We start from the raw sequence: 21,551 nt of genomic DNA, 5'->3' as shown, positions 1-21,551 counted from the left end.
TGATTCCTTTCGGTAGGGGTCGTCAGGCTTACGGCGTCCCTGCCCGGCCTTCACCGCTGGGCGTGCCAGAGCGGGTGCACCGAGGCCGCGAGGGCCGTCCCCTGGGCGTGGCCGGCCCGGGCGGCCGCGGGGCGGTGCGCGTCGGACGTCATGTCGCGGCCCATAACCCGGCGTGCGGCGCGATCCGGCGTCACGAGGGTCACGTGGGCGCCTGCGGCGGCGAGGACGGCCGCCTGCTGTTCGGCACCGGGATGAGGACCCACGGCGGTGGGGATCGGGGCGATGGCCAGGACGTGGTGATGGCCGTGTGCGAGATGGATGTTGGCCGTGGAGCGGCTGCCCCCGTCCATCCAGCGGCGCCCGGTCAAGGTGATCGGGGGCCAGACCACGGGCACCGCGCAGCTCGCGGCGACGGCTTCGAGGAGCGTGACGTCCGACGCGGCGTCGAAGGCCGTCAGCTGGCCGGAGAGGGCGTCGACGGCCGTGATCCGCAGTGTGCGGTCGGGCCAGTCGCCCACGCCCCGCAGCAGTGGGCGCAGAGCGTCGTACACATCGGACTCTGGCCCCGTGCGGGCCTTCAGCGCCGCTCGCCCGAGGCGAAGCACGGAACGCTCCGGATCGCGGCAGCCCAGCGCGGCCCACAGGAACCGAAGCATCTGAGCAGACGTCACTGGGAGGTCAACCCGGTCGGCGCCCGAGAGTTGACGTTCGTACAGCTCGCGGGCGGGCTCGCCGGCGCGGAGACGTGAACCGAAGATCGCCCCGGCCGAGGTCCCGATGACCACATCCGCGCGGGCCGGGTCGACACCGGCGTCGCACAGGCCGGCGAGAACTCCCGTCATCCAGGCTCCGCCGACGAGGCCTCCCCCGCCGAGGACGAGCGCTGTGCTGCCCATGTCCCACCCCTCCCAGCCAACCGGGGAGTACTCCCCGTTTCCCCGGACGACGATAGCATCACTAACGGGGAACACTCCCCGGTAGTGCGAAGGGGCGATCATGGCGGACGACGCGACGGCGCCGGTACGGCGCCGCGATGCGCGACGCAACCGGGAGTTGCTGATCGAGGCCGCTCACGAGGTGTTCACGGAGCAGGGGTTGGAGGCGCCCCTGGACGTCATCGCGCGGCGGGCGGGGGTGGGAAACGCCACGCTCTACCGGCATTTCCCGAGCCGGGCCGCCCTGGTCGACGCGGTCTTCCGTGCCCCCCTGGCGGGCACCATGGCCGCCGGTGAGCGGGCCCGGGCCACGACGGACCCCTGGAAGGGACTCGTCGGCTACATGGAAGCAGTGTTCGCCGTCCTGGCGACCGATCGCGGTACGAACGACCTGATGACCACGCATCTCGAGGGCGTCGAGTCGTTGCAGGCCGTGCACGCCCACAATCGGGCGACCATGGAGCTGCTCCTGCGCCGTGGGCGTGAGGAGGGAAGCGTCCGGGCGGACGTGACGACGGAGGACGTTCTTTTCGCGCTGGCCGCGCTCGGCCGGGCCGTCCCCTCCCTCGCCGCGGCCGTCGGCCCCGAAGCCTGGCGTCGCCCTCTCAGCCTGCTCCTCGACGGCCTGCGCGCCTCGCCGGCCGTCGTCCCCCTCCCGTCCCCCGCGCTCACGGCGGGCGAACTCGGCGATGTGCTCCAAGGATTGGGGCCGCACCGACCGCCCCGCAGCTCGTCCGGCTGAGCATGCGGCACGCACGCGTGCGCCGCGATGTCGGCCGTCGCACGTCCCGCGTCTCGCCCACCTCGCCATGAGGAGCTGTGAACGAACCCTTGCCGTTCGTTGTTCGGCGGGCACGTCACCCGGATATCAGTCGGCCGAACCTGGGGGTTGGCCTCAGCGGATGAGTCCCGAACCTGCGCGACGCTCGGGCCCGCCGCGGTCTTCCAGCCGCGCACCGGCGACGAGGTTGCGGTTCTCGCCGAAGACGAGGTTGCGGTTCTCGCCGAAGAAGAAGGCGGTCGCCGTCGAGTACGGGCACCGCTCCGTCACCGGAGCCGCTCGACGATCCGGCGGCCTCGGGCGTGCCCGTCCTCGCCAAGAAGCCGGTCGTCGACCTGGGCAGGATCGAGGGCGTCGAATGGATGGAGACCGACTCACCCGATCAAGGACGGCAGCAGCGACTCCAAGTCGCTCGGGAACTCGCTGGGGAGGTCGCTCGGGAACTGCGACGGGAGTTCGCTGGGCAACTCGCTCGGCAGCTGCGTCGGCAGGCTGAACGACGGCTTCGGAGATCGGCTCGTGCTGGTGGCCGGGGCCGGGTTCTTGTCCGGCGAGTCGTCGCTGCCCGATGCCATGAGAAGCACGGCGGCCACCGCGACCGCGGCCACGATCACAACAAGCAGGGCGAGCAGCGGGCTGCGGCGCCTTCTCGGGCCGCTCGACCCGGGGCCGCCGACCGAACCCATCGGCTGGGTCGACGGCATAGCGCCGTACGGGGTCGGGACGTTGCGCCCGAAGCCGTCAGGGGGTGGTCCGAAGCCACCGCCCGGAGGCGGGGTGTCACCCGGCGGTCCGGGTGGCTGAGGCGGTACCGGCGGCATGGCCATACCGTCCAGAGTCGCCTCGAACCGGTCATGACGCGACCCCCGCGCGGACGTTGATACGGCCTCATGCCGTGGATCGCACGATTCCGGCACACTCCGCGCGAAGGTCACGGCACGCGTGAAGGTCACGGCACGCGTGGAGGTCGCAGCTCGCGCGAGAAACCCGGCAGGCGCTAGGGCCGCGACTGCCGCGACGATCACGGCAAGTCCGCACGCGCGCGTGCCGTCGGCGGAGGCCACTCACGGCCGACGGCACACGCGCGTGGGCTCTGCTCAGCCGCGCGCACCCAGGAGGTGGTCCATGGCGAGCTGGTCCAGCTGCTCGAAGGCCATGCCGCGTGCGGCGGCCTCCTCCACGTCGAAGTCCTCGAAGGCACTGCGGTCCGCGAGCAGCGACTTCAGGCCGTCCGCCGCCGTCTGCTGTGCCAGCTCGTCCAGACGCGAGGCCCGCAGCGCCTCCTGGACCTGCGGGTCGGCGCGGAAGGCGGCGGCACGCTCCTTGAGGATGAGGTAGTTGCGCATGCAGCCCGCGGCCGACGCCCACACACCGTCGAGGTCCTCGGTCCGCGGCGGCTTGAAGTCGAAGTGCTTCGGGCCGGCGTACCCGGCGCTCTCCAGGAGGTCGACGAGCCAGAAGGCGGCACGCAGGTCGCCGGCGCCGAAGCGGAGGTCCTGGTCGTACTTGATGCCGGACTGGCCGTTGAGGTCGATGTGGAAGAGCTTGCCCGCCCACAGGGCCTGCGCGATGCCGTGCGGGAAGTTCAGCCCGGCCATCTGCTCGTGCCCGACCTCGGGGTTCACGCCGTACAGCTCGGGGCGCTCCAGGCGCTCGATGAACGCGAGCGCGTGGCCGACGGTGGGCAGGAGGATGTCGCCGCGCGGCTCGTTCGGCTTGGGCTCGATCGCGAACTTCAGGTCGTAGCCCTGATCGGTGACGTACTCGCCGAGGAGGTCGAAGGCCTCCTTCATGCGGTCCAGGGTGACCCGCACGTCCTTGGCCCCGCCGGACTCGGCGCCCTCGCGGCCGCCCCAGGCGACGTAGGTCTCGGCGCCGAGCTCGACCGCCAGGTCGATGTTGCGGATCGTCTTGCGCAGCGCGTAACGGCGCACGTCGCGGTCGTTGGCGGTGAACGCGCCGTCCTTGAAGACGGGGTGCGTGAAGAGGTTGGTGGTCGCCATCGGCACCTTCATGCCGGTCGCGTCCAGGGCCTCGCGGAAGCGCTTGATGTGACCCTCGCGCGCACTGTCGGACGATCCGAAGGGAATCAGGTCGTCGTCGTGGAAGGTCACGCCGTGGGCGCCGAGCTCGGCCAGGCGCTGCACCGTCTCGACCGGGTCGAGGGCACGGCGGGTGGCGTCGCCGAACGGGTCCCTTCCCTGCCAGCCGACGGTCCACAGGCCGAAGGTGAACCTGTCCTCGGGGGTGGGCTGGTAGTTCATGACGCGGCTCCTTGCTGCTCCGGACTATTTCGTCATGGCGGTTTACAAATTAGTATGCACACACGTCTCCGGGAAGAGACAAGGCGTCTGCGGTGGAGACACCTGCCGCATCGAGATCATGAGCCGCGCAAAAAGGGAGAGCCCGATGTCAGCAGCCGAGGGTCCGCTCGTCGTCGGCGTGGACACGTCCACCCAGTCCACCAAGGCCCTGGTGGTCGACGCTGCCACCGGCCAGGTCGTCGCGCGCGGTCAGGCACCGCACACCGTGTCCGCCGGGGCCGGCCGGGAGAGCGACCCGCGCCAGTGGTGGGACGCGCTGTCCGAGGCCCTGCGCCAGTGCGGGGACGCCGCGCGCGAGGCTGCGGCGGTGTCGATCGGCGGCCAGCAGCACGGCCTGGTGACGCTGGACGCGCAGGGCGAGCCGGTACGCCCGGCCATGCTCTGGAACGACGTCCGCTCGGCGCCGCAGGCCCGGCGTCTCATCGAGGAGCTGGGCGGTCCGAAGGCCTGGGCGGAGCGGACCGGAAGCGTGCCGGGCGCCTCCTTCACGGTCACGAAGTGGGCCTGGCTCGCCGAGCACGAGCCGGAGGCCCTGCGCGCCACGAAGTCGGTCCGCCTGCCCCACGACTACCTCACCGAGCGGCTCACCGGGGAGGGCACCACCGACCGCGGCGACGCCTCCGGCACCGGCTGGTGGGCATCCGCGACGGAGTCGTACGACAGCGAGATCCTCGCGCACGTGGGTCTCGACCCCGCCCTGCTCCCGCGTGTGGTCCGGCCCGGCGAGGTGGCCGGCACCGTGCGCGACGGCCATGACCTGCCGTTCTCCAAGGGCACCCTGGTCGCCCCCGGCACCGGCGACAACGCGGCCGCGGCGCTGGGCCTCGGGCTGCGCCCCGGCACGCCGGTGATGAGCCTGGGCACCTCGGGCACGGTCTACGCCGTGTCGAAGCGGCGTCCGACCGACCCGACCGGCACCGTGGCGGGCTTCGCCGACGCCCACGGCGACTGGCTGCCCCTGGCCTGCACCCTGAACTGCACCCTCGCCGTCGACCGCATCGCGGCGCTGCTGGGCCTGGACCGTGAGGCCGTGGAGCCGGTCTCGGGGGTGACCCTGCTGCCCTACCTGGACGGCGAGCGCACCCCGAACCTGCCGAACGCCTCCGGACTGCTGCACGGCCTGCGCCACGACACCACCGGCGGCCAGCTCCTCCAGGCCGCCTACGACGGTGCCGTGCAGGCACTGCTCGGGGCCCTGGACCTGGTGCTCGACGAGGACGCGGACCGTTCGACGCCGCTGCTGCTGATCGGCGGCGGCGCCCAGGGCACCGCCTGGCAGCGGACCGTACGCCGGCTCTCGGGACGGCCCGTCCAGGTGCCCGAGGCCAAGGAACTGGTCGCGCTCGGCGCCGCCGCGCAGGCCGCGGGGCTGCTGACCGGCGAGGACCCGGGTGCGGTCGCCCGGCGCTGGAACACCGCCGCCGGTCCGGTGCTGGAGGCCGTGGAGCGGGACGACGAGACGCTGGGCAGGATCGCCGGGGTACTCTCCGACGCGGCGCCGCTTCTGGAGCGGGGGACCTCTGAAGAGTGAGGGAGGCATGACCGCACCGCTGCGTGACGGCCACCCGGCGAGGCCCGGGCGCGGTCTGCCCGACACTCAGCAGGGCATGCGCCGCCGCAACCTGGCCCGTGTGATGCACACCGTGAGTGCCGACGGACCGCTGTCGCGCGCCGCGGTCGCCTCGCGCATCGGCCTGACCCGGGCCGCGGTGTCGACCCTCGTCGACGAACTCATCCGCTCGGGACTGCTGGAGGAGCTCGGCCCCGAGCGTCCCGGCCGGGTCGGCAGGCCGGGTTCGGCACTCGCCGTCAGCGGTCGCGGGCCTGCCGGCATAGGTGCCGAGGTCGGCGTGGACCACCTCGCGGTCTGCGCGGTGGATCTGCGCGGACAGGTGCGCTCGCGGCTGGTGCGGTACGGCGCGAATCGGGGCCGTTCCCCCGAGCCGGTGCTCGCCGAACTCACCTCTCTGGTGCGCCGGGTGGTGGCGGAGGCGGAGAGCGAGGGCCTGTGGCCCGCCGGTCTCGCGGTGGCGGTGCCCGGTCTGGTGGCACGTGACGCCCGCACCGTCGTGCGCGCCCCGAACCTCGACTGGCACGACACGGACCTGGGCACCCTGCTGCCCGAGGACCTCCCGCTGACCGTGGGGAACGAGGCCAACTTCGGTGCGCTGGCCGAACTCTGGCTCGGCGACGGCACCCCCCATGACTTCCTGCACGTCTCGGCGGAGATCGGCATCGGCGCGGCGCTGGTCGTGGACGGGCAACTGCTGCGCGGCACCCGCGGTTTCGCGGGCGAGCTCGGCCACGTCCCGGTCCGCCCGGACGGACCCCGGTGCCCGTGCGGCGGGCGCGGCTGTCTGGAGCAGTACGCCGGCGAGGAGGCGGTGCTGCGGGCGGCCGGCCTGGAGCTGGGCGAGGACCGCGTCGGACTGCTCGGCCGGCACGCGGCGGACGGCGACGAGGCCGTACGGGGAGCCCTGCGCGAGGCCGGGGAGGCGCTCGGCATCGCGCTGACCGGAGCGGTCAATCTGCTGGACCCCGAAGCCGTGGTGCTCGGCGGTGCGCTGGCCGGGCTCGCACCCTGGCTGCTCCCTTCCCTGCGGGACGAGCTGGCCCGGCGGACAGCGGGTCCGGCCTGTCCGGTGTCCGTGTCCGGCCTGGGTTCGCAGGGCCCGCTGCTGGGGGCCGCGCACTCGGTGGTGCGGGCCGTACTGGACGACCCGGCAGCCGTGGGCGAACGGGCCTGAGCGCCTGTCACTCACCCCTTCGGGTGAGCGAGTTATCCACATTCCCGACGTCGTCCACCGGAACAGCGAGCGCCCTCCTGCCCAACCGGCAGCCGCCGTACCGTGATTCACGCAAGGCACACAGCTGCCGTGGACGATCGGTCTTGGCCAGGTCCTGTTCGTCTGCGACACCAGCCACACCCGCGTGGCGAAGATCCGCAAGGAAGGGCTGCCGGCGCGCGAGACTCACCGCGGAGCGCACGACCGGCTCCATGAGATCGCGGTGCCGCCGCGCGGCTGAACACCGCTGAGACGAAAGGCAGTTGATCCATGGAACGCGCCAGACCGCTGCTCGACCGACGGCGGCTGCTGAAGGGGGCCCTCCTGGCCGCCGTACCGTACGCACTGCTTCCCGAGACGCGGGCCGGGGCTGCCCCGCAGCCCGTCGACCACCCGCTCGCCGAGTGGCAGCCGGCGACGCCGTCCAACTTCACGGTGTCGGACCGCCCCTGGTCCTACCAGGTGGACCGGGTGGTCGTCCATGTCACCCAGACCGACTACACCGGCACCCTGGACATCTTCCGCAACCCGGAGAAGAAGGTGTCCGCACACTACGTCGTGCGATCGGCCGACGGTCATGTCGCGCAGTGCGTGCGGGAGGCGGATGTCGCCTGGCACGCGGGGAACTGGGACTACAACACCCGCAGCATCGAGCACGAGGGATGGGTGGACAAGCCCGCCTACTTCACCGAGGCCTTGTACCTCGAGTCCGCGAAGCTGACGGCGGGGGTCTGCGAGAGATACGGCATCCCCAGAGATCGCGCGCACATCATCGGGCACTACGAGGTGCCGGGCGCGGACCACACCGACCCGGGGCCGTACTGGGACTGGGACCGCTACCTGAGCATGGTCGAAGCCGTGTGAGTCACCCATCGTTCGGATGACGGCGGTCGGAGAGGTTGTCTGGGCGCGTACCGGGAGTGACGATGTCCCCCATCGCACCGCCTTCCCGGGAGGCCGAGTTGACCGATCCATGGGTGGCCCTGGAGCCGGGGGCCGACCCTGCCGAGCGGGTCCGGCTGCTGCGGCGGGCGCACGAGACGTTCACCGAGGCGGGCACGGTGCAGCGGCCGGTGCGCCCGGTGGTGGCCGACTCGTGGCGGCGTTCCGCGCGGGCCGGCGTCGGGCCCGACGGGACGGCGAACGTCGAACTCGGCGAAGGCGACCTCGGTTCCTATCGGGCCGAGCATCCGCTGGCGCGGGTCATGCCGCTGTTCCGTGAGCTGATGGGGACCTTCGCCTCCGACGGGGAGCACCTGCTCGCCGTGTGCGACGAGCACGGCAGGTTGCTTTGGGTGGAGGGCCATGCGGGGACCCGTCGGCAGGCGGAGTGGATGAACTTCGTGCCGGGTGCGCGGTGGGCGGAGACCGCTGTCGGGACGAACGCTCCGGGGACGGCGGTCGCGGTGGACCGGCCGGTGCAGGTGTTCGCGGCGGAGCACTTCATCCGCCGGGTGCAGCCATGGACCTGCGCGGCTGCGCCGGTGCACGATCCGCGGACCGGGCGGGTGCTGGGAGCCGTGGACATCACCGGCGGCGACGGGCTCGCGCATCCGCACAGCCTGGGCTTCGTCCAGGCGGTCGCGCGGGCCGCCGAGTCCCAGCTGGCGCTGCTCCTCCCGCAGCAGCCGGCCACCGACGGGCCCGAGCTGAGCGCACTGGGCCGGGACGAGGCGCTGCTGGTCGGCGGGGGTCGCAGGGTCAGGCTCAGCCGCAGGCACAGCGAGATCCTGGTGCTGCTGTCCCGGCATCCGGAGGGTCTCACCGGGGACGAGCCGTTGTGCGCCCTGTACGAGGACGAGTCGGTGCCGCCGGTGACGCTGCGGGCCGAACTGGCGCGGCTGCGCAAGGTTCTCGGGCCGGGGCTGCTGGTGTCACGGCCGTACCGGCTGACCGTGCCGGTCGAGTCGGACGCGGCGATCGTCGAGCGCCGGCTGGAGAGCGGGGCGGTCGCGGCGGCGGCGAAGGGGTACGCCGGTCCGCTGCTGCCGGCGTCGCAGGCACCGGCGGTGGTGCGGCTCAGGCGCCGGGTCGCGGACGCGCTGCGGACGGCGTTGGTCGCCCGCCGGGATCCCGACCTGCTGGCGGACTGGGCGCACGCGCCGTGGGGCGAGGACGACGTCGAGGTGTGGCGGGCGCTCGCGGCCGTACGTCCCACGGCGAGCGTCCGGGCCCGGCTGGCCGCGCTGGAGTCGGAGCTGGCCGCGCCGACGGCAACGTGGTTGCAACGTCCGCGCTCCTAGCCTCACGCGCAGAGCTGCCCAACGGCGGGCGGCGCTGCTGAAGGAGGCTGGCCACCATGACCCGTTACGCGGCACCCGGCACCGAGGGCGCGATCGTCTCCTACCAGGCGCGCTACGACCACTTCATCGGTGGCGAGTACGTGCCGCCGGCGCGCGGGCAGTACTTCGAGAACCCGTCACCGGTGAACGGGCAGCCGTTCACCGAGGTCGCGCGGGGCACCGCGGAGGACGTGGAGCGGGCACTGGACGCCGCGCACGCCGCCGCCCCGGGCTGGGGCCGGACCTCGGTGACCGAGCGGTCCGGCATCCTGCTGAAGATCGCCGACCGCATGGAGGCGAACCTCGAAAAACTGGCGGTCGCGGAGAGCTGGGAGAACGGCAAGCCGGTGCGCGAGACGCTGGCGGCCGACATCCCCCTCGCCATCGACCACTTCCGCTACTTCGCGGGGGCGATCCGCGCGCAGGAGGGTTCGCTCGGCGAACTCGACGACGACACGGTGGCGTACCACTTCCATGAGCCGCTCGGGGTCGTGGCGCAGATCATCCCGTGGAACTTCCCGATCCTGATGGCGGTGTGGAAGCTGGCCCCGGCCCTCGCGGCGGGCAACGCGGTCGTCATCAAGCCCGCCGAGCAGACCCCGGCCTCCCTCCACTACTGGATGAGCCTGGTCGCCGACCTGTTGCCGCCGGGCGTGGTGAACATCGTCAACGGCTTCGGGGTGGAAGCGGGCAAGCCGCTCGCGTCCAGCGCGCGGGTGGCCAAGGTCGCGTTCACCGGGGAGACCACGACGGGGCGGCTGATCATGCAGTACGCCTCGGAGAACATCAAGCCGGTCACCCTCGAACTCGGCGGCAAGTCACCGAACATCTTCTTCGACGACGTCTGGGCGCGGGACGACGACTTCCGGGACAAGGCGCTCGAAGGGTTCACGATGTTCGCCCTCAACCAGGGCGAGGTCTGCACCTGCCCGTCCCGGGCACTGATCCAGCGCGGCAACTACGCCGAGTTTCTCCAAGCGGCCGTCGCCCGCACCGAACTCATCAGGCCGGGCCATCCCCTCGACACCGACACGATGATCGGCGCCCAGGCGTCCAACGACCAGTTGGAGAAGATCCTCTCCTACCTGGACGTCGGCCGGCAGGAGGGCGCGAAGGTCCTCACCGGCGGCGAACGCATCGAGTACGACGGGGAGTTGAAGGGTGGCTACTACGTCCAGCCGACGATCTTCGAGGGCGACAACCGTATGCGGATCTTCCAGGAGGAGATCTTCGGCCCCGTCGTCTCGGTGACGTCCTTCGACGACTTCGACGACGCCCTGAAGATCGCCAACGACACGCTGTACGGCCTCGGGGCGGGCGTGTGGACCCGGGACATGAACACGGCGTACCGGGCAGGGCGGGCGATCCAGGCGGGCCGCGTCTGGACGAACTGCTACCACGCGTACCCGGCGCATGCGGCGTTCGGCGGGTACAAGCAGTCGGGGATCGGGCGGGAGACGCACAAGATGATGCTGGAGCACTACCAGCAGACGAAGAACCTCCTTGTTTCCTACAGTCCGAAGAAACTTGGGTTCTTCTAGAGTCTCAAGTCGGTTGCCTGGAGACTCCGTTCCACTCCAGGCAACCTCTGCACCTACGCTACTCTCCGCGATCGCCTCAGCACCTCGCGGACCAGTAGCGGACCAAACGGCCCCGTCAACCCCTGTCCGGACGACGCACACAAGCTGGACATCCACCGCGTCATGCCACCGGCCGAAGCCTGGAACTCCGGCGCTTCGACGTGGCCTGCGAGTAAGCCGGGACGCTACGCGTACGACTCGATGATTCGCGGTCCCTGCGGGTGGTATCGGCGGCGACAAGGCCGAATGCGAAACCGCAGGTCAGGACTCGCTGGCCACCGGATCAAGAATGGCGCCGCATTCAACATGATGGGGCCTCGTAAAGACGTCCCGGCAGGACGGCTCTCATATAACACCAGGCGCCAGACCGCCCGAAGAGCGAAGGGGTCAGCTCTCGGGCTGGGTGGGGCGAGCACCGGCCTCGACCTGCAGGGCGTACACGGCGTTCGTCACGAGCTCACGCGCGTATGCGGCATCCAGTCGGCCGGGGCGGAAGAGGATGCGGTACATGATCGGCGCCACCACACGGTCGATCAGCAGTTCCGTGTCGGGCACCGGCTCCCCTCGCTGCACCGCACGGGCCAACACGGCGTCGATCTGCTCTGCGGCATACGCCGAACACTGACCGGCATTGGTGCCGTCGGGGTCGCCGAGCAGGGCGTCCCGGATGTAGGCACGCCCGGGCGGCGAGGCCATCTCGTCGAGGAATTGTTCCGCCCACGTATCGAGATCGGCCCGCAGGCTTCCGAGATCGGCCGGATCCGTTTCCGGGCGCAGGCGTTCGACGGCCACGTCGGACAGGAGTTCCTGCAGGTCGCCCCAGCGACGGTAGATCGTGGAGGGGGTCACGCCCGCCCGAGCGGCCACCATCGGGACCGTGAGCGCGTCGCGGCCCACCTCCCCTACGAGTTCACGTACCGCCGCATGGACGGACTCCTGTACGCGTGCGCTGCGCCCGCCGGGGCGGACCATGGGCTTGGGACTCATGCGATCCACCTTAATGCGAATTTGTTGCTTCTAGGCGATGGTCCGCGTCGGCGACCGGCAGGGCTGCGGGCTGCGCATCCGGGCGCCCGAGCAGGCGTACGCCCCTGCGGCGACGCAACCGTATGTCGGGCTGGAACGTCCGCCTTCCCTCAGGCAGCGAGGGGAGCGAGCCGCCCCGCGCCGGCCACCGACTCCTCGTAGACCCGGCCCACACGGAGCACCGTCGCGTCGTGGAAGGGGCGCGCCATCAGCTGCATTCCGATCGGCAGTCCGGCGTGGTCGTGACCGACCGGCAGGGTGAGGGCCGGGACGCCGGTGATGTTGGCGGGGGCACAGAGGCGGACGTAGCTGTCCGACACGGCCTCGGTCGTGCCATCGGCCCACTCGACGGCTTCCTGCCCCTCCTCGGCGGCGGTCATCGGCACCGTCGGCGCGGCGAGGACGTCGATGCCGTCGAACATGCGAGCCCAGGCGTCTCGCATCAAGGTGCGGGCCCGCTGGGCGCGGAGGTAGTCGCCCGCGGAGGTGAGTTCGCCGGCCTCCAGCAGGATGCGAACGTCCGCCGCGTACAGGTCGGGGGTAGCCCGCAGCGACCGCTCGTGGTACACGGTGGCCTCGGGAACCATCAGCCCCCACTGAACGGCCTGGATGTAACGCGCCATCGGGATCTCGACGTCGACGAGCTCCGCCCCCAGCTCCGCCAGCCGCTCGATGGCGCCGCGTACGGACTCCTCGACCTCGGGCGTGACCCGGTCGAAGTAGTGGTTCCGCGGTACGCCGACCTTCAGTCCTCGCAGGTCGCCTCCCGGAAAGCGGTCCAGCACAGAGCCGGACACGCTCGCCGGGTCGCGCGGGTCGTGGCCGGCGGTCGCCGACAGCACCAGCGCGGCGTCCTGGACGGTGCGGGTGAGAGGGCCCACGTGGTCCAGGGACCAGGACAGCGAGGTCACGCCCGTGCGGGGGACCAGGCCGTAGGTCGGCTTGAGGCCCACCACGCCGTTCAGGGCCGCGGGGACCCGGATGGAACCGCCCGTGTCCGTGCCCATGGCGAATGTCGCTCCGCCGGCGGCGACAGCTACCGCCGAGCCGCCGCTCGACCCGCCCGCGACCCGGCTGTGGTCCCAGGCGTTGTGCGTCTGCGGAGTGGTCAGGCCGTAGGCGAACTCGTGCGTGTGCGTCTTGCCCAGGAGGACGGCTCCGGCGGCGCCGAGCCGTTCGGCCACCCGGCTGTCGCGTTCCGCCACGTGCCCGGTCCGGACGTGCGAGCTCGCGGTGGTGGGCATCCCCTCCGCGTCGATCAGATCCTTGAGCGCCATGGGGATCCCGTGCAGCGGCCCGCGCGGTCCGCTTCCGGAGATCTCCCGTTCGGCGCGGACCGCTGCGGCCAGGGCCGCGTCGGCGGCGACGGTGACGTAGGCGCCCAGCCGTCCTTCGACGGCGGAAATACGGGCGAGCACCGATTCGGTGAGTTCGACGGGGGACAGCTCCCGTGCGCGCACCGCACGGGAGGCTTCGGTCAGCGACAGCTCAAACGGCTGCATCGGCGTTCCCCTGTCCGGCTCGGTAGGAGGGCGCGGGAGGTGTCTCGCCGAAATCGAGCTCGCGCAACATGCTGATCACGGAGTGGATGTGGTTGGCCGTCATGGCCACTTCTTCATGTCGGTCGTCCCCGAGGGGGAGCCCCGCCCGCAGCGCCCCTCGGGCCGCCTCTTGGGGGGTGAGTTCGCTGGTCATGACTTCCTTCCGGATCTGTGCGGCGCGACGGGCCGGGGCTGGTACAGGACCTCCGGCCACCGTAAAAGCGAATCCTTTGCTTTAGTCGACCGTAGGGCCTACGATGACTTAAAGCAAACCAATCGCTTTTAGCGCGGCAGGACCCTCATCACCGTGGCCTTCAGAGCGACCGTCGCAGTCGCGATGCTGACCTCGCCGCTGCGCAGCCGGCGCCGGACACCGTTCCTGGACGCCCGCTCCCGCCCGGCAACGAGCAACCGGACATCCGCCTCACCCGACACACCCGCTCCGGACAACTCCGTCCTCACGACCCGTAACAGGTAAGGAAAGTCTCCGTGCTCACCTCATCGCAGACGACCAGGTCCACCACTCCCCCGGCCCCCTCGTGGACGGTGGGCGAACACACCGTACGACGCATCGACGAAGTGGTCCTGCCCGCCCAGACCGGTCCGTGGCTGCTGCCCGGGGCAACCACCGACCTAGTGAGCCGGACTCCCTGGCTGAGCCCTGAATTCGCCGACGATCAAGGCGTCCTGCGCCTGGCGAGTCACAGCTTCGCCGTCGAGATGGACGGCGTGCGGGTACTGGTGGACACCGGCATCGGAAACGGGAAGCGGCGCGCCAACCCCGCCTGGCACAACCTGGACAGCGACTACGAAGCACGGCTACGGGCGGCGGGCTTCGCGCCGGAGAGCGTCGACCTCGTCGTCCTGACCCACCTCCACGCCGACCACGGGGGGTGGAACACGCGCGCCGAGGGCGATGCCTGGGTGCCCACCTTCCCGAACGCGCGCTATCTCACCTCACGCACCGAGTGGGACTACTGGGCGGGTGTCGACATGGAGGAGGCGCGTCGGCAGATGTTCCGGGACTCGATCCATCCCGTCCGGGAAGCAGGTCTGTTCGACCTCATCGACGTCGCGGACGAGGGCACGGACGTCGCGCCGGGCATCCGTCTGCTGCCCACCCCCGGTCACACACCGGGGCAGGTAGCGGTGGAACTGAGCAGCCGTGGCGAAACCGCGCTGGTCACCGGCGACAGCATCCACCACCCGGTCCAGATGGCGCACCCGGAGCTCTGCAGCTGCGTGGACATAGCTCCCGAACTCGCGGCCATGACCCGGAACCAGGTGCTCGGCTCACTGGCCGGCACGTCAACTCTCCTGCTGGGGAGCCACTTCCCACCGCCGACCGCCGGACACGTGCGACGCGAGGACGGCGGATTCCGGCTGGTCCCGGCTCCCTCAGGGGTCACGCCCAACGGCGGCTGAAGCGGATCGGAGCACCCGGGACGGCCGCGCACGAGTCGCACCGAGTCCATGCGGGGACGTCCCGGGCATCCGCGACCGGACGGCCGGGAGCGGCTCTGAGACTCCCCCGTCATGCGCTCCGTCGTCACCGATGGTGCCGGACGAGGTCATGACCGATCACACGCGGCCTGCCTCAGTCTCACGAATCGAGCGTCAAGAATGATGAACGCACGTCGCCGACATCATTCGCACGAACCCCGCCACGCCCTGTAACCGCAGGTCAGGCGAGTTGGACTGCGCGACTACGACATCGCGATCGGCACCGGCCACCTGAGTACACCTCATGCCGACGAGGAGGTCGACGCAGCGAGGTCTCACGTCACGAAGGCGGTGGAGGGCATTCCCGGAAGCAGTGACGACATTCGACGGCGCCGCGGTTCAGCGAGGGAAAGCGGGCGGCGGCGCGGTCTGCGTCCGGAGCGGTCCGGCGCGCGACCCGTCCCATACCCCTCATGTTTGGTACCTTTCAGTGGACACGCAAATCGATCGGATGTTCGTTTATTGGGGTCTCCGAGAGGTCCGTTGTCGGCAGTAGACGCTCACGTTCTCCGACGTGCGGCGTGCCACACAATCGGACCGGGTGAAAGCTCATGGCAGGAACCGACCACGAAAAGGCGCTGGACACCGCGCTCGCACAGATCGAGCGGAAATTCGGCAGGGGCGCGGTCATGCGCCTCGGCGAGCGGCCCAATGAGCCCATCGAGGTGATCCCTACAGGATCGACCGCGCTGGACGTGGCGCTCGGCGTGGGCGGTCTGCCCCGCGGCCGTGTGGTGGAGGTATACGGGCCGGAGTCGTCCGGCAAGACGACCCTGACGTTGCACGCGGTGGCGAACGCGCAGAAGGCCGGCGGCTTGGTGGCCTTCGTGGACGCCGAGCACGCACTCGACCCCGAGTACGCCAAGAAACTCGGCGTCGACACCGACAACCTCATCCTGTCCCAGCCGGACAACGGTGAACAGGCGCTGGAGATCGTCGACATCCTGATCCGCTCCGGCGCGATCGACTTGATCGTGATCGACTCCGTCGCGGCCCTGGTGCCACGCGCCGAGATCGAGGGCGAGATGGGCGACTCCCACATGGGTCTGCAGGCCCGTCTGATGAGCCAGGCCCTGCGGAAGATCACCGGCGCGCTGAGCCAGTCCAAGACCACCGCGATCTTCATCAACCAGCTCCGCGAGAAGATCGGCGTGATGTTCGGCTCCCCCGAGACCACGACCGGTGGCCGGGCGCTGAAGTTCTACGCCTCGGTGCGACTCGACATCCGCCGCATCGAGACCCTGAAGGACGGCACCGACGCGGTCGGCAACCGCACCCGCGTCAAGGTCGTCAAGAACAAGGTCGCGCCGCCCTTCAAGCAGGCCGAGTTCGACATCCTCTACGGCCAGGGCATCAGCCGCGAGGGCGGCCTGATCGACATGGGCGTCGAGAACGGCTTCGTCCGCAAGGCCGGCGCCTGGTACACGTACGAGGGCGACCAGCTCGGCCAGGGCAAGGAGAACGCCCGCAACTTCCTCAAGGACAACCCCGACCTCGCCGACGAGATCGAGAAGAAGATCCTCGAGAAGCTCGGAATCGGGGCACCGGCGAAGGCCGCAGTCGCCGAGGACACGGGTGCCGTCACGGTCCCTGGTGCCGCCCGGACCTCGGCGGGAAACGCCGCCTGACAGGCACGGGCGCGGCCTGACCGGGGGCAGGCTTCCGACATGTTCAGCGTCTCGACGTGCTCCACGGCCCACATCCGCTTCCGTGCCGAGCGGTCAGACCACCCTGGCGCAACTCGCCGCCGACCCCACGCGTGGTCCGTCGGCGCCCTGGTGGGGGTCCTGTTGTTCAAGGGCATCGCGTACACGCTCTGCCTGGGCAGCCTGCGGACTCGGCGTCATACCGGGCATGGCGGCGGGCATGACGGCTCGGAGACCGTCCCCGTGATCGTGCTCGCCGCTGTCGTTCAGCGCGGAGCCCGGTCGAGCGCGTCGTCCAGTGTGGTCGCGGCCATGATGAGGGAGAGGTGGGTGAACGCCTGGGGGAAGTTGCCGAGTTGCTCGCCGCTCGGGCCGATCTCCTCTGCGAACAGGCCCACGTGGTTCGCGTACGTCTGCATCTTCTCGAAGGTGTAGCGGGCCTGCGGGAGCCGGCCTGCGCGGGCCAGGGCGTCGACGTACAGGAACGTGCAGAGGCTGAAGGTCCCTTCGGAGCCGCGCAGTCCGTCGGGGGAGGCCTGGGGGTCGTAGCGGTAGACGAGGCTGTCGGAGACGAGGACCCGCTCCATGGCGTCGAGGGTGTTGAGCCAGCCGGGGCTGCGGGGGGACACGAAACCCACCCGGGGGGCCAGCAGCAGGGAGGCGTCCAGGACGTCGCCGCCGTAGTGCTGGACCATGGCCTGTTCCTTCTCGTTCCAGCCGCGTTCCATGACCTGGTCGAGGATCTCGTCGCGAGCCCGTGTCCAGCGCGCGGTGTCGGCCGGCCTGCTGAACTCCGCTGCCATCTTCAGACCGCGGTCGAAGGCCGCCCAGCACATCACCCGGCTGTAGGTGAAGTCCTTGCGTCCGCCCCGGGTCTCCCAGATGCCCTCGTCGGGGCGGTCCCAGGAGTCGGCGAGCCAGTCGAGGGTGCGGGTCAGGCCCTTCCACCCGTGGTAGCCCGCCTGTTCGCCGACGTGGCGGCCCTCGGCCAGGGCGTAGAGGGCCTCACCGTAGATGTCGAGCTGGAGTTGGTCGGAGGCGGCGTTGCCGGCGCGGACCGGGTAGGAGCCGCGGTAGCCCTCGAAGTGCTCCAGGATCTCCTCGGTCAGATGCGGGTCGCCGTCGACCCGGTACATGATCTGGAGGGGTTCGTCGTCCGGTCCCTCGCGGGCCCGCAGGCGGTCGCCGAGCCAGTGGGTGAAGCGGGTCGCCTCCTCCACGAAGCCGAGGTCGAGCAGCGCCCGCACCGAGAGGGAGCCGTCCCGGACCCACGTGTAGCGGTAGTCCCAGTTGCGCTCGCCGCCGACCTGCTCGGGCAGTCCCATGGTGGCGGCGGCGACCGGCGCGCCGCTGGGGGCGTAGGTGAGGAGCTTGAGGGTGATCGCCGAGCGGTGCACCATCTCCATCCAGCGGCCGTGGTAGTTGGAGGTGCGTACCCACTTCTGCCAGAAGTCGACGTTCGTCCAGAGCTCTTCGGTGATCTGTTCCGTGGTGGGCGGCGGTGGCGCCTCCCCGTCCGGCGCGCACACCGTGAACACCACGGCTGCCGAGTCTCCGTCGCTGAGGGTGATGCCGCCCCGGACGTCCTGGCCGTCCCGTTCGAGAGGGATGCCGCCCTGGAGGTAGGCGGTCGTGCCCGGGGCCCGGAAGGTGGCCGTGCCGTCCGTCAGGTCGAGGTCGTGGGTGGCCCGCGCGTAGTCGAACCGCGGCCGGCATTCGAGAGCGAAGTGCACGGTGCCGCGCACCGCGCGGACGATGCGTACCAGTTGGTGCCGGTCCGTCGGTGTCGGGCCCGGCAGGACCGGCATGTGATCGACGATCTCGCCGACTCCGTCGGGGGACATGAACCGGGTCACCACGACGGCGCTGTCCGGGTAGTAGAGCTGCTTCCAGGTGCCCTCGGGATGATCGGGCGCGAGGAGGAAATGACCGCCACCGTCATGGTCCAGCAGGGCGGCGAAGACACTCGGCGAGTCGAAGCGCGGTGCCGCGAACCAGTCGATCACGCCGTGGGACGAGACCAGGGCCGCGGTCTGCAGATCCCCGACGAGTCCGTGATCGGCGATGGGCGGGTAGCGTTCCATGGCGTTCTCCCTGCTGGTCGCCTCGTCAGGCCGCTTGGGCCGTTACCCGTCCCGTACGGACGGCATCGACGAGTGCCTGGTGGTCCTTCTCGTTCTGGTCTGCGTAACGCTCGGCGAAGGTCACCAGCGCTCGGTCGAAGGAGTCGCCCCCGCCCAGGTACGCGGCGATGGCGATCCGGTCGCCCGACCGCGCGTGTGCGCGGGCCAGCGTGGCGCCGCACAGCTCGCCGAAGGTCCGCATTCCGGCCGGCACCATCGCCTCGGGTTCGGCGATGCCCTTCCAGTCCCTCAACTGCCGTACGTAGAAATCACGTCGGCGACCGTCGATCCCCTCGACCCGCTCCCAGCCGAGGAAGATGTCACTGGTGGCCTGCATGAGCCGCTGGCCGGAGACCACGCGCTCGCCCTGCGTACCGTAGGCACTGGCGCCCGCGAAGGGTGCCAGCACCGACTGGTCGGCCTCCTTCGCCTGCAGCAGCAGCGGGTCCTGGTCGTCCCGGCCGAGCAGGAGCACGATCCAGCAGCGGGTGCCCACGCTCCCGACCCCGACCACCTTGCGGGCCATGTCGGCCACCCGGTACTGCTCCAGAAGGGAGCGCCGGTCCGACTGCAGGGTGCGGCCGTACCGTTCGATCAGCCGGTGGATCTCCTTCTCCAGCGCGTCGCGTTGGACGCCCTGAAGCAGGTCTTGGAGCGGGGTGATCAACGGCGGAACCGGGGCGATGCGGACCTGGCCGTCGACGATGTGGGTGAGCTTGCCGAAGGCCTGGAGACCGTCCCGGCTGCGTGCCTTGGTCACCGCCTGCGACCACCGGTCGCGGCCCCGTGCGCTCAGTTCCGCGCCGAAGTGCTCCCGCACCCACGTCTCGTCGAACTGGGCGTACCACACGGCGAGGTTGCCCTCCTTGGCGAAGCGTCGCATCCACTCGCGGTAGGAGCGCACCGTCGCCCGGACGATGCCGGCCCGTTCCTTGGTGCTGAAGCCGTTCGCCCGGCCCGCGATGACCAAACTCGTGGACAGTCGCTTGACGTCCCACTCCCACGGGCCGGGCAGCGTCTCGTCGAAGTCGTTGATGTCGAACATCATGCGGCGCTCGGGCGAGGCCAGCAGCCGGAAGTTCAGCAGGTGCGCGTCCCCGCACAGTTGCGCCCTGATCCCGGACACGGGCGTGTCGGCGAGGTCCCCGGCCATGATGGCAGCGGCACCGCGGTAGAAGCGGAACGGCGACTCGGTCATCCGGCCGTAGCGGATCGGTACGAGCTCGGGAACCCGCGTCGCGGACTGCGCGTCGATGATGTCCACCGGGTCGGGTCGTTTCACCGTGGGCGCGAACTCGGCGTGGCTGGAGCGGGGCACGGACGACCGGGCGGCCTTGCCGCGTTGGGCTCGCTCCTGAGGTGTGCGGTGCCGGATGTGGCCGCTGTCCGGATGGTTCGGCGTCATTGCAGTCGCTCCGCGATGTGGTCGCCGACGCGCAGGGCGTTGGCGATGGCGGTCAATGAAGGGTTGACCGCTCCGATGCTCGGGAAGAAGCTCGTGTCGACGACGTAGAGGTTGTCGAGGTCATGCGCCTTGCAGTTGACGTCCAGCACGGAGCTTTCGGGGTCGTTGCCGAAGCGGACGGTGCCCGCCTGATGCGCGGTGGCGCCGATGGGCATGCCCTTGTGCAGGTAGATGCTGTGCGACAGCAGGTGGTGTTCGTGCATGCCCAAGTGACCGAGCATGCCCTGCAGTTTGTGCCGAAGGTGCTTCAGGCCGGCGACGTTGTTCTTCTCGTCGAGCGCCAGATGGATGCCGCCGTCCCGGTCCAGGGTGACGCGGTTCTCGGCGAGAGGCAGATCTTCTCCGCACAGCCAGAAGTCGACCGCGTGGTGGGCGAGCACCTCGAAGGGCATGTCGGGAGTGACGGCCCCGGCCCAGCGGGGCGCCTCGCCGTGGATCTGCTCGGAGTCGGACTTGCCCAGCATCTGGATGCCGCCGAGGGGGTAGTCCCAGTCGTCGGATCCCAGATACCAGTCGTGCAGCGCCAGGGTCTTCTGGAACTTGGTGTCGTTGGGTTCCTTGGACACGGCCATCAGGGCGAGGTTGTTGTGCCGCATGTAGTGCCGGCCCACCACGTCCGAGCTGTTGCCCAGGCCCTGCGGATGCCGGTCACTGGCCGAACGCAGCAGCAGGGCGGCCGAGTTGACCGCACCACAGGCGACGACCACGATGTCGGCGCTGTACTTCACGGTGGCGGGGTCCCCGTCACCCACCGTCGCGACGACCGAGGTGACACTGCCGCCGGTCCCGTCCGTGTCGAGGCGCCGCACGTCCGCGTGCGTGACCATCTCGACGTTGGCGTGTTCGAGAGCGGGATCGACACAGATGACCTGTGCGTCGGACTTGGCGCCGACCAGGCAGGGGAAACCGTCGACCCGGTCGCAGCGGATGCAGGCACTGGTGTGTGTGGCCCGGCCCCGGTCGTCCTGGGTGAGGTTCACCCCGATCGGGAGGTGGAAGGGGTGCAGTCCCTGCTTCTCCAGATCGTGGCTGAGCTGCTGGATGCGCGGCTCGTGCTGGACCGGCGGGTGGGCGTACTGGGCGCTGGTGGGGCCCTCGGACGGGTCCTCGCCGTGCCTGCCGTGGACGAGGTAGAGGTGTTCGGCCTGCGTGTAGTACGGCTCGAACTCGTCGTAGCTCAGTGGCCAGGCCGGGGAGATGCCGTCGTGGTGCCGGAGTTCGCCGAAGTCCTCGGGGCGCATGCGGAAAAGGGCGGTGCCGTAGAACTTGGTGTTGCCGCCCACGTAGTAATTGACCTCGGGCGGGAACTGGTTTCCGTTCTTGTCGTACCAGAACTCCGGAGCGCGGTATTTGCCTTTGACGAAGACCGCGGTGGATTCCCAGTTGTCGCGTTCTCGGGGCAGATAGTCGCCGCGTTCGAGGAGGAGAATCCGTTTTCCGGTCGGGGCCAGGCGGTGGGCGATGGTGCCGCCGCCCGCACCGGTACCGATGATGATGACGTCGTAGTGGAATTCGTCGGTCATTCCGGCCACCGTCCTCGGAGCATGCTCCGGTCCCGC

The 21,551-nt window shown here is 70.4% G+C and carries 18 protein-coding genes; 8 read left to right on the top strand and 10 right to left on the bottom strand.

The window, feature by feature from the left end; genetic code table 11:
- Nucleotides 1-50 precede the first annotated feature (50 nt).
- Nucleotides 51-896 carry a patatin-like phospholipase family protein gene (locus ACGFWE_RS21810; RefSeq protein WP_393601044.1) on the bottom strand — a complete coding sequence of 282 codons (846 nt, stop codon included), beginning with the start codon at nt 894-896 and terminating at the stop codon, nt 51-53.
- 100 nt (nt 897-996) lie between these two features.
- Here ACGFWE_RS21810 and ACGFWE_RS21805 point away from each other — a divergent pair, with 100 nt between their 5' ends.
- The gene (locus ACGFWE_RS21805) at nt 997-1,677 is read left to right on the top strand and encodes a TetR family transcriptional regulator (RefSeq protein WP_352386775.1); all 681 of its coding nucleotides are present in this window, start codon (nt 997-999) and stop codon (nt 1,675-1,677) included.
- A gap of 153 nt (nt 1,678-1,830) precedes the next feature.
- On the opposite strand, the gene ACGFWE_RS21800 is transcribed toward ACGFWE_RS21805, so the two are convergent.
- The 3 genes from ACGFWE_RS21800 to xylA form a co-directional block, all read right to left on the bottom strand.
- A complete protein-coding gene (locus ACGFWE_RS21800; protein ID WP_393601042.1) occupies nt 1,831-1,986 on the bottom strand; it encodes a hypothetical protein in 156 nt (51 codons plus the stop codon).
- A 104-nt stretch (nt 1,987-2,090) separates the two neighbouring features.
- Nucleotides 2,091-2,420, bottom strand: a complete 330-nt coding sequence (locus ACGFWE_RS21795; protein WP_352386779.1) for a hypothetical protein — start codon at nt 2,418-2,420, stop codon at nt 2,091-2,093.
- Nucleotides 2,421-2,813: 393 nt separating this feature from the next.
- On the bottom strand, nt 2,814-3,980 hold the full coding sequence (gene xylA, locus ACGFWE_RS21790) for a xylose isomerase (RefSeq protein ID WP_393601040.1): 1,167 nt from the start codon (nt 3,978-3,980) through the stop codon (nt 2,814-2,816).
- A gap of 145 nt (nt 3,981-4,125) precedes the next feature.
- Here xylA and xylB point away from each other — a divergent pair, with 145 nt between their 5' ends.
- From xylB to ACGFWE_RS21765, 5 genes are all read left to right on the top strand, one after another.
- Nucleotides 4,126-5,571 carry a xylulokinase gene (gene xylB / locus ACGFWE_RS21785; RefSeq protein WP_393601038.1) on the top strand — a complete coding sequence of 482 codons (1,446 nt, stop codon included), beginning with the start codon at nt 4,126-4,128 and terminating at the stop codon, nt 5,569-5,571.
- Nucleotides 5,572-5,578: 7 nt separating this feature from the next.
- Nucleotides 5,579-6,787 (top strand): ROK family transcriptional regulator, encoded by a 1,209-nt coding sequence (locus ACGFWE_RS21780; protein WP_352386783.1) that lies wholly within the window; start codon nt 5,579-5,581, stop codon nt 6,785-6,787.
- Between the two features lie 309 nt (nt 6,788-7,096).
- Complete coding sequence (locus tag ACGFWE_RS21775; RefSeq protein ID WP_393601036.1) at nt 7,097-7,690, top strand: N-acetylmuramoyl-L-alanine amidase; 594 nt, start codon at nt 7,097-7,099, stop codon at nt 7,688-7,690.
- Between the two features lie 62 nt (nt 7,691-7,752).
- Nucleotides 7,753-9,069, top strand: a complete 1,317-nt coding sequence (locus ACGFWE_RS21770) for a GAF domain-containing protein (protein WP_393601034.1) — start codon at nt 7,753-7,755, stop codon at nt 9,067-9,069.
- Between the two features lie 56 nt (nt 9,070-9,125).
- Nucleotides 9,126-10,649: an aldehyde dehydrogenase family protein gene (locus ACGFWE_RS21765; RefSeq protein ID WP_393601032.1), complete on the top strand. Its 1,524-nt coding sequence runs from the start codon at nt 9,126-9,128 to the stop codon at nt 10,647-10,649.
- 426 nt (nt 10,650-11,075) lie between these two features.
- On the opposite strand, the gene ACGFWE_RS21760 is transcribed toward ACGFWE_RS21765, so the two are convergent.
- The 3 genes from ACGFWE_RS21760 to ACGFWE_RS21750 form a co-directional block, all read right to left on the bottom strand.
- The gene (locus tag ACGFWE_RS21760) at nt 11,076-11,675 is read right to left on the bottom strand and encodes a TetR/AcrR family transcriptional regulator (protein WP_352386791.1); all 600 of its coding nucleotides are present in this window, start codon (nt 11,673-11,675) and stop codon (nt 11,076-11,078) included.
- Nucleotides 11,676-11,824: 149 nt separating this feature from the next.
- On the bottom strand, nt 11,825-13,216 hold the full coding sequence (locus tag ACGFWE_RS21755) for an amidase (protein ID WP_393601030.1): 1,392 nt from the start codon (nt 13,214-13,216) through the stop codon (nt 11,825-11,827).
- Nucleotides 13,203-13,409: a hypothetical protein gene (locus ACGFWE_RS21750; RefSeq protein WP_352386794.1), complete on the bottom strand. Its 207-nt coding sequence runs from the start codon at nt 13,407-13,409 to the stop codon at nt 13,203-13,205. The genes ACGFWE_RS21755 and ACGFWE_RS21750 overlap by 14 nt, the downstream gene beginning before the upstream one ends.
- A 335-nt stretch (nt 13,410-13,744) precedes the next feature.
- Here ACGFWE_RS21750 and ACGFWE_RS21745 point away from each other — a divergent pair, with 335 nt between their 5' ends.
- Together ACGFWE_RS21745 and recA are read left to right on the top strand one after the other, a co-directional pair.
- Nucleotides 13,745-14,680: an MBL fold metallo-hydrolase gene (locus tag ACGFWE_RS21745; RefSeq protein WP_393601028.1), complete on the top strand. Its 936-nt coding sequence runs from the start codon at nt 13,745-13,747 to the stop codon at nt 14,678-14,680.
- 629 nt (nt 14,681-15,309) lie between these two features.
- The gene (gene recA, locus ACGFWE_RS21740; RefSeq protein ID WP_393601026.1) at nt 15,310-16,386 is read left to right on the top strand and encodes a recombinase RecA; all 1,077 of its coding nucleotides are present in this window, start codon (nt 15,310-15,312) and stop codon (nt 16,384-16,386) included.
- Nucleotides 16,387-16,670: 284 nt separating this feature from the next.
- Here recA and ACGFWE_RS21735 read toward each other — a convergent pair whose 3' ends face one another.
- From ACGFWE_RS21735 to ACGFWE_RS21725, 3 genes are read right to left on the bottom strand one after another with little or no spacing between them, the layout of a single operon-like run.
- On the bottom strand, nt 16,671-18,488 hold the full coding sequence (locus ACGFWE_RS21735) for a glycoside hydrolase family 15 protein (RefSeq protein WP_352386800.1): 1,818 nt from the start codon (nt 18,486-18,488) through the stop codon (nt 16,671-16,673).
- 25 nt (nt 18,489-18,513) lie between these two features.
- On the bottom strand, nt 18,514-19,932 hold the full coding sequence (locus ACGFWE_RS21730; protein WP_352386802.1) for a DUF2252 domain-containing protein: 1,419 nt from the start codon (nt 19,930-19,932) through the stop codon (nt 18,514-18,516).
- A complete protein-coding gene (locus ACGFWE_RS21725) occupies nt 19,929-21,515 on the bottom strand; it encodes a GMC oxidoreductase (RefSeq protein WP_393601023.1) in 1,587 nt (528 codons plus the stop codon). The genes ACGFWE_RS21730 and ACGFWE_RS21725 overlap by 4 nt, the downstream gene beginning before the upstream one ends.
- Between the last annotated feature and the right edge of the window lie 36 nt (nt 21,516-21,551).

Origin of the sequence: Streptomyces sp. NPDC048523 (assembly GCF_043199815.1) — a bacterium.
Taxonomy (GTDB): Bacteria; Actinomycetota; Actinomycetes; order Streptomycetales; family Streptomycetaceae; genus Streptomyces.
This window is presented reverse-complemented; position numbering and strand designations above follow the sequence as displayed.